The 13,676-nt window shown below is 33.7% G+C and carries 15 protein-coding genes; all 15 read left to right on the top strand.

Annotated elements, in window-relative coordinates:
- The first annotated feature begins 3 nt into the window (after positions 1-3).
- The 15 genes from pseI to HMPREF9447_RS07315 are packed head-to-tail and all read left to right on the top strand — an operon-like array spanning position 4 to position 13,658.
- Positions 4-1,035 (top strand): pseudaminic acid synthase, encoded by a 1,032-nt coding sequence (gene pseI, locus HMPREF9447_RS07385; RefSeq protein WP_009129081.1) that lies wholly within the window; start codon positions 4-6, stop codon positions 1,033-1,035.
- Between the two features lie 4 nt (positions 1,036-1,039).
- Positions 1,040-1,267, top strand: coding sequence for an acyl carrier protein (locus tag HMPREF9447_RS07380; protein WP_009129080.1), 228 nt, complete (start codon positions 1,040-1,042; stop codon positions 1,265-1,267).
- Complete coding sequence (locus tag HMPREF9447_RS07375) at positions 1,267-2,022, top strand: SDR family NAD(P)-dependent oxidoreductase (protein ID WP_009129079.1); 756 nt, start codon at positions 1,267-1,269, stop codon at positions 2,020-2,022. The genes HMPREF9447_RS07380 and HMPREF9447_RS07375 overlap by 1 nt, the downstream gene beginning before the upstream one ends.
- 38 nt (positions 2,023-2,060) lie before the next feature.
- Positions 2,061-2,795 (top strand): SDR family NAD(P)-dependent oxidoreductase, encoded by a 735-nt coding sequence (locus tag HMPREF9447_RS07370; RefSeq protein WP_009129078.1) that lies wholly within the window; start codon positions 2,061-2,063, stop codon positions 2,793-2,795.
- 2 nt (positions 2,796-2,797) lie between these two features.
- Positions 2,798-3,625 (top strand): transketolase, encoded by an 828-nt coding sequence (locus tag HMPREF9447_RS07365; RefSeq protein WP_029328249.1) that lies wholly within the window; start codon positions 2,798-2,800, stop codon positions 3,623-3,625.
- Positions 3,626-3,630: 5 nt separating this feature from the next.
- On the top strand, positions 3,631-4,602 hold the full coding sequence (locus HMPREF9447_RS07360; protein ID WP_009129076.1) for a transketolase family protein: 972 nt from the start codon (positions 3,631-3,633) through the stop codon (positions 4,600-4,602).
- A 6-nt stretch (positions 4,603-4,608) separates the two neighbouring features.
- Positions 4,609-4,845 (top strand): phosphopantetheine-binding protein, encoded by a 237-nt coding sequence (locus HMPREF9447_RS07355; protein WP_007663580.1) that lies wholly within the window; start codon positions 4,609-4,611, stop codon positions 4,843-4,845.
- A 5-nt stretch (positions 4,846-4,850) separates the two neighbouring features.
- Positions 4,851-6,263, top strand: coding sequence for an AMP-binding protein (locus tag HMPREF9447_RS07350; RefSeq protein WP_009129075.1), 1,413 nt, complete (start codon positions 4,851-4,853; stop codon positions 6,261-6,263).
- Positions 6,250-7,323 (top strand): 3-oxoacyl-ACP synthase III family protein, encoded by a 1,074-nt coding sequence (locus tag HMPREF9447_RS07345; RefSeq protein WP_009129074.1) that lies wholly within the window; start codon positions 6,250-6,252, stop codon positions 7,321-7,323. The genes HMPREF9447_RS07350 and HMPREF9447_RS07345 overlap by 14 nt, the downstream gene beginning before the upstream one ends.
- Positions 7,298-7,909 (top strand): MBL fold metallo-hydrolase, encoded by a 612-nt coding sequence (locus tag HMPREF9447_RS07340; RefSeq protein ID WP_009129073.1) that lies wholly within the window; start codon positions 7,298-7,300, stop codon positions 7,907-7,909. Before HMPREF9447_RS07345 ends, HMPREF9447_RS07340 begins: the two co-directional genes overlap by 26 nt.
- A 1-nt stretch (position 7,910) precedes the next feature.
- Positions 7,911-8,885: a hypothetical protein gene (locus HMPREF9447_RS07335; protein ID WP_244267585.1), complete on the top strand. Its 975-nt coding sequence runs from the start codon at positions 7,911-7,913 to the stop codon at positions 8,883-8,885.
- 4 nt (positions 8,886-8,889) lie between these two features.
- On the top strand, positions 8,890-9,909 hold the full coding sequence (locus HMPREF9447_RS07330; RefSeq protein ID WP_009129071.1) for an NAD-dependent epimerase/dehydratase family protein: 1,020 nt from the start codon (positions 8,890-8,892) through the stop codon (positions 9,907-9,909).
- 24 nt (positions 9,910-9,933) lie between these two features.
- Positions 9,934-11,082: a TDP-N-acetylfucosamine:lipid II N-acetylfucosaminyltransferase gene (locus tag HMPREF9447_RS07325; protein WP_009129070.1), complete on the top strand. Its 1,149-nt coding sequence runs from the start codon at positions 9,934-9,936 to the stop codon at positions 11,080-11,082.
- Positions 11,082-12,497: a lipopolysaccharide biosynthesis protein gene (locus HMPREF9447_RS07320; RefSeq protein WP_009129069.1), complete on the top strand. Its 1,416-nt coding sequence runs from the start codon at positions 11,082-11,084 to the stop codon at positions 12,495-12,497. Before HMPREF9447_RS07325 ends, HMPREF9447_RS07320 begins: the two co-directional genes overlap by 1 nt.
- Before the next feature lie 3 nt (positions 12,498-12,500).
- Positions 12,501-13,658, top strand: coding sequence for an EpsG family protein (locus HMPREF9447_RS07315; protein ID WP_009129068.1), 1,158 nt, complete (start codon positions 12,501-12,503; stop codon positions 13,656-13,658).
- The last annotated feature ends 18 nt before the right edge of the window (positions 13,659-13,676 follow it).

Here is a 13,676-nt window from a genome sequence, read left to right as displayed (position 1 = left end):
TTTATGAAACTAAAAGAGAATAGAGTTTATATTATTGCAGAATTGTCAGCCAACCATAATCATGATTTTGATTTAGCTGTAAAAACTATTGAAGCAATGGCGGCTTCAGGCGCTGATGCAGTTAAAGTACAAACATACAAGCCGGATTCGCTTGTTATGGATATAAATAACGAACATTTCGGTATGATAAAGTCGGGTCTTTGGAAAGGAGTTACCCGTTATCAATTATATGCTGATGCTTATATGCCTTATGAATGGCAACCGGAATTAAAGAATATATCAGAACGGTTAGGTTTGGATTTCTTTTCTACACCATTTGATTTAGAAGGGGTGGCTTTTTTGCAAAAGATGGAAATTCCTATCTATAAAATTGCTTCTTTTGAGATAAATGATATACCTCTTATCAAGCAGGTGGCCAAAGTAGGCAAACCTATAATTATGTCTACAGGTGTTGCCGATTACAATGATATAAAGATCGCTCTTGATGCTTGTTATGAAATGGGGAATAAAGATGTTTCATTGTTGAAATGTACGTCAGAATATCCTGCATCGTTAGAACAGGCCAATCTTCTGACAATTCCTGATATGATTGCTACTTTTAAGACTGTAGTTGGGGTTTCAGATCATACGATGGGGAGTGTGGTTCCAATGACTTCTGTTGCATTAGGTGCAAGAATTGTAGAAAAGCATTTCATTTTAGATAGATCGTTGGGTGGGCCAGATTCTTCTTTTTCGATGGAACCTCAAGAATTTAGGAAAATGGTGGATGATGTAAGAGATGTGGAAAGTGCATTAGGGGGGATAAAAAGAGAAATCTCGGATAGAGAACGGGCTAAAAGAAGAGCCATTTATGCCATTGTGGATATTAATCCAGGTGATATTTTTACCGTTGAGAATACAAAATCATTTAGACCTGCTGATGGCTTATCGCCTGTTTATTATGAACAGATGTTAGGACAAATAGCAAAGAGATACATTCCTATGGGAGAACCTTTGCAGTTAAGTGATATTGATATTAATAATAAAATAATTTAAGAATATGGAATTACAAGATTTTATTCAAAACATAGTGAATTTGTTTGATGACATTGACACTAGTAACTTTTCAGCATTGACTGATTTTAAAGATAATGATGAGTGGAATTCGTTATTGGCACTATCTGTAATAGCTATGGTGGATGAGGAATATGGTGTTATTATCACAAGTGATGAAATTAAGCAGGCAAAGACTATTGAAGAGTTATATATGATCCTTAAATCTAAGTAATGAGCTATAATCCATTTTCTTTAGAAGGAAAAACGATACTTGTTACGGGAGCTTCATCTGGTATTGGAAGAGCTACTGCTATAGAATGTTCAAAACTTGGAGCAAATTTGATTTTGACTGGTAGGAAGGAGTTGTCTTTGCAAGAGACCAAAGAACAATTAACTATTCAAAATGAAGAACATACTATAATTGTTGCTGATTTGACAAATGAAGAGGCTTGTGAATATTTGGTAGCTCAATTACCGTTGTTAGATGGATGTGTTAGTAATGCAGGGGTGAGTAAAATGTTACCGTTGCAATATTATTCTTCAAATGTTTTAAATGAAGTATTTCAAATTAATTGTTTTTCCCCTATGCTACTGTTGAAGTACTTAGTGAAGAAAAAAAAACTTAGAAATCCCTCTTCTGTAGTATTTACTGCATCAATCTCTGGATATAATAATATAGCTCTTGCTAATGGTATTTATGGAACTTCAAAGAGTGCGTTGAGTGCTTATATGAAATTTGCAGCTTTAGAATTAGCAGGAAAGGGCATTCGATGTAACGCTGTACATCCGGGTAGGGTTAATACCCCTTTAATTTCAAGTTCTTGGTTAACAAAAGAAGATGTAATTAAAGATATAGAACAATATCCTTTAAGACGTTATGGCAATCCGGAAGAGATTGCTTATGCTATCATTTATTTACTTTCGGATGCGTCAGCTTGGGTTACAGGTACCAATTTAGTGATTGACGGCGGACGTAATTTAAAGTGAAATAATTACCTAAAAAAACGAACAGGAAAAACATGTAAATGGAAGGTGAAAATATTATCATAACAGGGGCTAACCGTGGCATTGGGAAGGAGCTTGTAAAGGTATTCGCAGAAGCTGGTGCTAATATTTGGGCTTGTATGCGAAAAGAAAATGAGGATTTTGTTTCGTGGAAATCAGAGCTGGAACAAAAACACAATGTTTGGATAAAAACGGTCTGTTTTGATATAACTGATAGTGAGTCATTTGATATTGGAATCAAAAGTATACTTGATGAGAATATAAAAATTGATGTACTTATTAATAATGCTGGTATCTCTACTGTGAAATTATTAAATAAAAGTAAACTGGAGGAGGTTAAAGCGTTGTTTAATATTAATTATTTTTCAATGCTTAATATGATTCAGAAAATATCAAAAAAAATGGTCAGACAAAAGAGTGGGGTAATAATTAATATGGGCTCTATTGCAGGTATCGAACCACAGCCAGGTAAGATTGCGTATGGAAGTAGTAAGGCTGCCGTATTATTTATGACCCAATGTTTGGCGAAAGAATTGGGGCCTCTTGGAATTAGGGTAAATGCCATAGCTCCTGGACCGATAGAAACTGAAATGATTCAACAATATAATACTGAGCAATTAAAACAGTTATCAGTAGAGTCGTCGTTAAGACGTTTGGGTAAAACAGAAGAAATTGCTCAAGTAGCTTTATTCTTGGCATCGGAACGAGCTTCATATATCAATGGTGCGATTATTAAAGTTGATGGAGGACGATAATTATGGAAAGTGGTAAGTTAGATTCTAAAGAACTCATAAATCTTTGTAGAAAAATGCGCCTTCATGCTTTGGATATGGCGTTGGCTGCTGGAAGACGAGGAGCCCATTTGAGTGGTAGCTTGTCCTGTATTGAAATCTATGCGGTACTTTATGGTTCTATTTTAAAGTATAATGTTTCAAATCCAAGATGGGAAGGACGTGATCGTTTTATTGCAGGTAAAGAGCATGCTCGATTGGCTGAATTTCCTGTAATGGCAGAAATGGGGTTTTTCCCAATTGAAGAGTTAAACTCATATGAAGAAGACAATGGTTTGTTAGTTGGTCATCAAAGGAATTTGGATTTAGGCTTAGAGTATGCTTCCTTAAGTCTGGGTATGGAGCTTTCCTTTGCGGTAGGTAAATCTATTTATGCTAAACAAAATAATCTTCCATATCATGTATATGTTCTTTTGGGAGATGCAGAATGTAATGAAGGTTCTATTTGGGAAGCTGTCCTTACAGCCGGACATTATAAATTGGATAATCTAACTGTGATTGTTGATAGGAACTATATGGCAGTAGATGGCAATACAGAAGATTGGATGGCACAAATGGATATGGAACTTAAGTTTAAATCTTTTGGTTGGGAATCTAAAACGGTGAATGGACATAGTGTCGAGCAGTTGATAGACTCATTACAATATAGGCCAATTGATAAGCCTTATGCTTTGATAGCTGAAACGGTTAAAGGAAAAGGCGTTTCGTTTATGGAGAATAATAAATTATGGCATCAGGCTGTATTGTCAGAAGAGCAATATAAAACAGCTTACGCAGAAATTTTAAATTCATAGAGTATATGGTTATTAGTACTCCACTTATAAAAGCTTATGCTAGATTAGGGCAAAAAGGAGCAGCTGCCGGTATTGGTATGCTTGAAGTAGCTAAAAGCGATCCTAATTTGAGAGTTGTGGTTGCAGATAGTATTGCTATTGCAAGCTTGGATAGATTTTATGCAAACTACCCGGATAAGGTCATTAATGTGGGCATTGCCGAGCAAAATATGATAGGTATTGCGGCTGGTATAGCATCTGAATCTGGTAGTAATGTGTTTGCTTGTACTTATGCTGAATTTATTATTGCAAGAACAGTTGAGATGATACGTCAAAATCTCTCTTATCATCAATTTAATGTTAAGTTAATAGGAAATTCTGCTGGTTTTGCAATGGAGACCTTAGCTGTGTCTCATTGGGCTACAGAAGATATTGCACTTGTAAGAGCTTTGCCTAATATAATTATTCTTTCAGCTTCTGACTGTTTGGCTGCAATTAAGTTAGTTATTGCTGCTTCTTTGATTAAAGGTCCGGTCTATTTACGGCTGTCTGGTGGATTAAATTGCCCTATTGTTTATGAAAAAGATTGTGATTTTACCATTGGTAAATCTAATATAATCAAAAAAGGTGAAGATGTTGCAATCCTTGCAACTGGTTTAATGGTTCGAGAGGCTATGGATGCTGCTGAAATGTTAAAAGAAAAGAATGTTAATGCTGCTGTGGTGGATATGTATACTATTAAACCTTTAGATACGGGGCTTTTAGATACTATCTTCTCTACTCATCGTTTGGTTGTTACTGTTGAAGAGCATAATATTATTGGAGGATTGGGTAGTTCCATTGCTGAATATAAGTGTGATAATAATTTACATGCTAGATTAGTAAGAATAGGTGTAAATGATCGATTCGGTGAACTTGGCTCTTTGAGATATATTTGGAAACAGCATGGATTAACAGCTGAGCAGATAGCTAGTAAAATTGAGTTTTTGTTAAAATAATCAGTTATGACAAATTTAGAGAAATATCAAAATGCGTTTGTGGAAGGTTTGGAACTTCCATGTGAAAGTGTGGAAAGTGCAACGATGGATACTGTTGAACGTTGGGATTCTATTGGACAAATGAGTTTGATGGCAATTATTGAGGATGAGTTTCAAATAGAATTTGAACCTGATGAAATCATTGCTTTTACTTCTTATCAGGCAGGTTTGGACATTTTGAGGAAGCGTAATATCGAATTTTAGTTTATATGATTTTTGATATAGACAAAAAAAACAAGCTATCAACCGCTATTATTGATGATAGTGGGAATAGATTGACATATGGAGACTTAACAATCTTTTGTGATGCTTTGAAAAGGAAAATTCCTGAAAGAAAACTAGTGTTTTGTTTATGTAAAAACACTGCACCATCATTGGCGGGATTTTTGGCTTTGTATGACAATAAAGATGTTGCTTTACTACTTAATGCTAGTATAGAGAAAGGATTGCTTGATAATCTTTATAATATATATAAGCCTGAGTATATATGGTGTCCTTCAAATATGGAAGGGATTGGGGAAACGGAGATTATTGAAGAATATTTAGGCTATGTACTATATAGAACAACTAATGATACACCTGCTTTAAATCCTGATTTATCTTTGTTATTAACCACCTCAGGTACTACTGGAAGTCCTAAATTAGTACGTCATAAATATGGCAACATAGAAATTAATGCTCAAAATGTTGCAAATGTATTTGGATGGAATACTACTGAAAGGGGGATCTGTGATTTGCCAATGCAATATACTATGGGGCTGAATGTTATCAATAGTCATTTATATGCTGGCGCAACAGTTTTGCTTCTTTCTAATCATCTCTTAAGTCCGCTCTTTTGGAATTTTATTAAGGAACAAAGGGGAACTAATTTCACAGGAGTTCCATATAGCTATGAAATCCTGAAGAAAATGAAATTTACTCAAATGGATTTGCCATATCTCAAGACAATGGCTGAGGGCGGGGGGAAACTTTCAAATTCTCTATTTGAGTATTTTTCAGAATATGCCTCTGATAATGGTAAGCGGTTCATTGCAACTTTTGGTACTACAGAAACATCTGCTAGATTAGCTTATCTTCCAGCTGAGTTGGCAACTAAAAAATGTGCTAGTATAGGTTTCGCAATTCCAGGAGGAACTATTGTATTAAAAGATGACCAAGGTAAAGTTGTAGCCAATTCTAATGTAGAGGGAGAATTGTGTTATCAAGGTCCTAATGTGACAATGGGATATGCGGAGTCTGTAGAGGATTTGGTGAAGGGCGATGAGTTTAAAGGTGAATATTGTACTGGTGATATAGCCTTTAGGGATGAGGACGGTTGCTATTTTATTATTGGTAGGAAAAAACGTTTCTTAAAGTTATTCGGCTTGCGAGTTAGTTTGGATCAATGTGAGAAAATAGTAGCAGATGGATTATTTATTGATTGTGCATGTAGTGGAAATGATAATAGAATGTTTGTGTATGTAACAGAGGTAGGAAAAGAAGAACAAGTTAAAAAACTCATTTCAATAAAAACAGGGCTCCCTTTAACATCCTTTACTGTAAAATGTGTAGATGAAATTTATCGAAATGAGTCTGGCAAGATCAATTATCGGAAATTAGATAACGAATATGGCATTTTTTAAGATAGATAATGTAAAAATAGCAGGAATCTCCGCTTGCGTGCCTCCGAAGCAAGTTGAGAATATAGATTCTATTCTCATAGAAGATAAAAAAGAATTAGAGAAATACATAGAAACCACCGGAGTCAAAAGAAGGTATATTGCCGAAGAGGGAATTTGTTCTTCTGATTTGTGTTTAGAGGCAGCAGAAAGATTAATTGAGAAATTGGATTGGGAAAAGGAAGAGATTGAGTGCTTGATATTTGTCTCTCAAACTCCGGATTATATTTTTCCAGCTACAGCATGTGTCCTTCAAGACAGATTAAAGCTTTCTTCTAACTGTATGAGTTTTGATATCACGATGAGTTGTCCTGGTTGGATTTACGGACTTTCCGCAATTTCTGCAATTTTGAGTGCTGGGAAAATTAAGAAAGGGCTATTGCTTGTAGGGGAAACATCTACCAAAGCTAAATCTCCTTATGACAGAGTAAATTTGTTGGCTGGTGATGCTGGAACAGCTACGGCTCTTGAATTTAATACATCAGCTTCACCGATCATCTTTGATATGCATACTGATGGAAGTAATTTTAAATCATTAATTATTCCTGATGGTGGATATAGAAACCCTGTAACTAAAGAATCTTTTGAGTATGTAATGTGTAAGGATGATATTTTGAGAAATAGACTTCAAGCGAATATGGAAGGAGATAGTATTTTTTCTTTTGCAGTAAATACTGCTCCTAAAGAGATTAATGCACTTTTATCTAAACTAGCAGTAGATAAGGCTGATGTAGACTATTTCTTGATTCATCAGGCAAATCAAATGATTAATAAGTTTATTCAAAAGCGGCTGAAAGTTGATGATTCTAAGTGTATATATAATATCACAGATTTTGGTAATACATCATCTACATCCATACCATTAATGATCATTAGTAAACTTAGAGAAAAGTTTAATGGGAAGAAAATTGTGTGTAGTGCCTTTGGTACAGGTTTGGCATGGGGAACTATGGTTATGGATACGTCTACGGACGGGGTTTTTCCTGAGTTGATAAGATATGCTGGCGATAAAACAGATAATTAACTCTGTTTACAATTCCAATACATTCCTGCTTTACACGAAGAATAGTAGTGAATGCTGGCTTGTTGATGCGGGAGATGCGGATAAAGTGATAGACGCTATTCCCGAAGGAAAAAAGTTAGTTGGTGTATTGTTTACTCATACTCATTATGACCATATTTATGGTATTAATGAACTGTTGAGGCAATATCCTGAGTTGATTCTCTATACAAATGAATTTGGAAAAATAGCTTTATTGTCACCTAAATTGAATTGTTCACGTTATCACATGGAGGCAGAAGATATCGTTTGCTGTCGGCCGGAGAATATTATTACTATTAATGAAGGGGAAAAATTGAGGCTCTTTTCTGGCAATGATAGTTTTGTGTCGGTTTATGCGACTCCGGGGCATGACAAAAGCTGTTTATGCTATATAGTAAGTGGCTGTTTCTTCAGTGGTGATTCATATATACCAGGCTTGAAAGTGATTGCTTCTTTTCCTAATAGTAATCGAGTTGATGCAGAAATCTCTCAGCAACGAATAATACAATTGTCTCGTAACTTAAGTTTATATCCTGGTCATGGAAGCGTAGAATATGCTAGAGAATAACATGGTAAGATTCCTTTTGTTATTGATGATTGTTTTGAATTCTGAGAGTATTAGTGCTGGGAAAGATTCTTCCCCATACATAATTTCCACAAAAAAAATATATACGGGAAAACCCTATGCTTCATTTACATCATTGATTAATTATAAAGGACGCTTTTATTGTGCATTTCGGGAGGCAAAAAAACATTATGATCCTAGCGGAGAAGATGTTGGGATTATTAGAATTTTGCATTCAAAAAACGGGAAACGTTGGCAGCCTTTTTTAACGTATAGTGTAGATGGTATAGATTTACGGGATCCAAAACTTACAGTAACGCCGGAAGGAAAAGCTATGCTGTTGGTAGAAGAAGTAAAATATGAGAATAAAGTGGCTGTTTTAAGAAAATCATGTGTCAGCTTTTTCTCTTCCAATAAATCACGTACAGAGTTGATCCCTATAAGTTTTAAACCTAATATGGATTGGAATTGGTTATGGGATGTGTCATGGATAGATGGAATAGCTTATGGTTATATTTATGCACCTTATTTTGCTTTTGTAAAATCTTCTAATGGTATTAACTATAAACTTGTAGATAAACCTGTAATTGATAATTCTCCGACAGAGGCATCGGTGGTGAAGTTGGGGGATAAATTATTCTCCGTTGTACGACGAAAACAGAATGCTTATGTGGGAATAAGTAATGATGGTGATCAATGGCAATGGAAAGATGGAGGTATGCGGATCGGATGTCCTAAACTATTTACTTATAAGGATAACGTTTATACAGTTGGGCGTGCCTATAATGGTAAAATGAATTGCACAGCTCTATTTAAGGTTGATCAAACTAGTGGTAAGTTAGTGATGTTGCTTGAATTATCATCAGATATGGATAGTGCGTATCCTGGCGCAGTTGTAAAAGACGGAATACTTTATATTTCATATTATCAAGGAGATTTAATGAAAAGTTCTATCTATTTTTCACGGATAAAATTGTAAAACAATGAATTCTATTTATTCACAAGTGGTCAATCCAAACCAAGAATTTTCTATTGTTGGTGGATTACGTAGTCATGGTGAGCGCATACGGATATTGATTTTGGGAGCTTTTGGGTTTATTGGTACAAATATTTTAAAATTTATTGATGATTATCTTTCTGGACAGTATGAAGTTGTAGTGTTTGATAGGACAAATAAGCATCCTAAGGGAGTGAAAATAAATTCTATTTCAAAGGTTTATACTGGCGATATAACATCTACTTTGGACATAGAAAATATATTTAAAAATGAAGCTGAGTTTGATGTTGTTTTGCATTTAGTTACCACAACAGTTCCTGCTGCATCAAATGACTATAGATATGACATAGAAACAAATTTGATTTCTACTATTCAATTATTAGAAATGTGCAAGAAATATAAGGCACATAAAATAATCTATTTATCTTCTGGAGGGGCTATCTATGGTGACATGGCAGATGCTCATTCGGAAAATCAGGTAGCTAAGCCGATATCTTCATATGGAATAACCAAATTGGCTGTTGAAAATTATATGTATCTTTATAAAAGACTCTTTGACTTAGATTATCTAATTGTCAGGTTGTCAAATCCATATGGTCCATATCATTATTCAACGAAGCAGGGAGTTATAAATATTGCTATACAAAAAGCTTTGAGAGGTGAAAAACTGTCTATATGGGGAGATGGGACAGGGTGTAAAGATTATATCTATATTGAAGATTTTTGCAGAATACTATTCATTTTAATAAGTAAGAATTACAAGAATGAGATTGTTAATATTGGCTCTGGGTCTGTATATTCTTTAAATGATATAGTTGAAACCATTCATAAACAATTGCCTTCTTTTGGATGGGAATATACATGTTGTCACCAAAACGATGTAGTCGATTTTACATTGGATATAAGTAAATTGTTATCTATAATAGGAGATGTGAGATTTGTAGCGTTAGCAGAAGGTATTTCTAAAACTTTGGCTTGGCATAAAGACAATAAATTTGTTCTGTAGGTATTATATTAAAAATATTGATTAATGAAAATACTTCATTTAATTATAGATCATCAAGTGATTGAGAGGATGCTTGGGGTATATGAGAATGTTTTTCCATATCATAATGATGTTGTTATATTTAGTTTGACTACTAATTTCAAACATTTGCATAAGTATAAAGAATGTCCAGTGATTCTGCGAAATCAAGGTGGAAAAGAAGGAAAAGTCTTTGATTTCTCTAGCTATACTCATATCATTGCTCATTATTTAACAATGGATATGATTGACTTTATCAAGTCAGCACCAATAGATGTTCATCTTTGTTGGGAGGTGTATGGCGCTGATTTATATAATCAATTTTTGGAGCCAAATGGTTTTAAGTTATACTATACAAATCCTGTGAGATATGACAAATATAAAGTCTTCAGGAAATATTTGCCATATTTATTTAAACTGGCTCTTGAAGTTAAAGGATATGAGTATCAATTTAACTTTCAAATCAATAAACAATTTAAATATATTTCTCATCGAATAAATAGTATTCAACATTGTTGTTATTATGATGCAGCGCTTATAGAACAGTATGCTTCAAGAAAGATCCATTCTTATGAAGTTTTTAATTATTCATTATCAGAAGTCCTAGGAAAGTTGAAAGATACTCCTTTCTTTGACGGTGATACGATTATGGTAGGTAACTCAGCTTCTTACTCAAATAATCATTTGTACGTACTGAATTTCCTAAAAAGAATGGATTTGAAAGATGAGTTAAGATTTACTCTTGTTTTGTCTTATGGTGGTAGCAAACAATATGTGAGTGAAGTTGAAAATGCTTATAATTCCTCTTTTCCTCAAAAAGTTGAAGTACTTACAAATTATCTTCCACTCCAAGTTTATAATCAGATTTTTCTTAAAGTACGCTCTATGATAATGTCTGCCTGGAGACAGGAGTCTATAGGAACGATAATTATGGGGCTTTATCTAGGTATTAAGGTTTTTATGTCAGAAAGAAGTCCTTTATATAAGTGGTTTGTGGATTGCGGATTTAATATTTTTGCAATAGAGACAGCGAAAGGAGAAGACTTGGATACTCCGTTGTGCACTAAAGATAAGCAACGAAATAGGGAGATTGTTTTGGCACGTTATAATGAGGAAAGGATAGCGCGATCTCTTAAAGAAAATATAGTGGACTAATGGCAGAAACTGCTAAGTCATTTGTTAAGAAGTTTGTAGGTTTCTCTGTTGTAACCTGGGTTTCTTTTATTATAAGTTTTTTATCTGCACCTATATCTACGCGACTATTTGATCCTTCTGTGTTAGGTAAGATAAATATATTTAATACATATACCAATCTTTGGGGAATTTTAATTTTAGTAGGATTAGATCAGGCTTATGCACGATTCTATTATGAGCGGCCTAATAACAGGACTGTTGGCTATCTTTTCACATTTTGTTTTACAGTGACTTATTCCTTGATTTTACTGTTTGTTATTCTTGCAATACCATTTAGAGATTTTTTGTCTCAAGTGATGTTTCAGGAGAAAGACAATTTGCTGTTGTGGCTATTTTTCTTAAGTATTTTTTGTACTGCTACATTGAGATACTTGAACTTGACATATCGGATGGAGAAAGATATTAAGTTGTATACTATACAAGGTATCTTAATGGCTTTGATTTCTAAGGTTCTTTATATTGGGGTGGGTTTTTGGGATTCTTCTTATAAACCAGCTTTAGTAGTGTTGACGGTATCTCATCTTATTCTTGCGTTAGTATTTTTATTGATACAGAAAGAACGTTTTGAGAAAATAAGAAAGTATGATAAGGAGGCCACAAAAGAAATATTTTCTTTTGCCATCCCACTGATACCGGTTTCTGTCTTAATGTGGGCTAATTCTTCTATTCCACAGATTGTAATGCAAAATACCATGGATTATCATAGTGTCGGCATATTTACTTCTGCTGTAGCATTGGCAAACATAATACTACTTGTGCAAGCTGGATTTAATACTTTTTGGGTGCCTTATACTTATGAAAATTATAAAACACAAACAGGTCAATTTTTTAAGGTTCATCGTTATTTAGTTTGTGTTTTAACCCTATTTGGTTTATTTGTTGTTCTTTCTCAAGATATTATTTTTTTATTGCTTGGTGAGAAGTATAGGGCTGCCAAGGTGTTTTTTCCTTTCTTGATTTTGGCTCCGGTTTGTTATATTATTGGTGAGACGACGGGGATGGGTATTGGCATCTCGAAGAAAACTTATTTAAATATAACAGTGTTTATTGTTTCTGTTGTTGTCAATCTCTTTTTCTGTATGTTACTACGTATTCCGATGGGAATTCCTGGAATTGCTATTGCTACATCAATGGCGGCAATAGTCTCTATGATTCTAAAAACATACCTTGGTGAAAAACACTATCATGTGGTGGACTCGTATAAGTATATGTTTTTTTCGGTGACAGTTATTGTTGCTAGTGCTATCATAACCTTATTGGTAGGAAATATGCTTACGAAATATTTTCTTTTGTTGGGTGCTATGTTTGCTGCAGCGTTGTTTTTCAGACACGAGGTGAATGACTTATTCAGGTACACAAAAAGCTTTGTTAGATAGCCAATGTTATATACCTTTTCTCTACTTTTTTGTCTTTTTATCGCGATATGGTATGACATTTTAGACCAATCAAAGTATAAAAATACTTGGTATCATATTTTATTATTTTGGTTCATTGCCATATCAGCATTGCAGTTTCAAGTTGGTACTGATATTCCTCATTATATGAAAGAATATAAACTGTTTGATGTCGATAATTTTAGATTTTCCGATTTGTTTGAAGGAGGAGAAGATAGACGACAGCCAGGTTGGATTCTTTTGATGTATGTGTGCAGATTCTTCACTGGGGAGTTTGTGTTTTTTAAAATAATCCAAGCAATGTTCCTAAATATAGCTGTTTTTTCGTTTTTTAGGAGGGAAACTAAAAATGTGTTTTTTTGTATATTTCTATATGCACTTATCAGCTATTTGGTATTAAACTTTAATTTGTTGCGTCAGTCTTTTGCTTTAGGTTTTGCTTTATATGGTTATTCTTATTTAAAGAATAAACAAATAGCTAAGTATTTATTGTGTGTGTGTGCTGCGTTTATGTTTCATAATTCAGCTTTTATATTGATATTTCCATTGCTTGTTGAATTTTTGAGATTTAATAAAATCACACTGTGGATTACCTTAAGTCTGGTAATTATATTTATTTATTTTCTCTCTACGGTGGATATAGGTATACTTTTGGGCGACTTCTTTAAATCTGGATTTGTTAATTCGAATATCTCTTCTATTGGTTTAGGATATATGCAAAGTGAAGATTTGGGAGTAAGAGATGAATTTTCTATTTTTTCGATAAGACGTTTGTGTATAGCTTTTGTATTGATATATTTTCTTTTTAGATCAAAAGATATGCCATTAGCCTATATGGGATTTGCATATTTGATAATTAATATTTTAGTGAGTATTTTCCCTATAATTTGGCGTTTTAGGATTTATTTTGATATTAGTTATCTGATTATACTTGCTACATTTATTAAGGATTTTGAAATTCCTAAATTAAAATGCTTTTCCAAATGGATGTCAATAGTTGTCATTTGCATAATTTCTTATTTTTTCTTAAGCGATTATCTTATTCCTTATGAGGGATCCTCAATGAGGTATATTGATCAATATTATCCTTATCATTCTGTATTTGATCCTATAATAGAGTACAAGCGGTTGAATTATTTTTAATTTACTTTGAATGTACTT

This window comes from Bacteroides oleiciplenus YIT 12058, assembly GCF_000315485.1.
Classification (GTDB): domain Bacteria; phylum Bacteroidota; class Bacteroidia; order Bacteroidales; family Bacteroidaceae; genus Bacteroides; species Bacteroides oleiciplenus.
The sequence above is the reverse complement of the archived record's forward strand: the minus strand, read 5'-3'. Positions and strand labels throughout refer to the sequence as shown.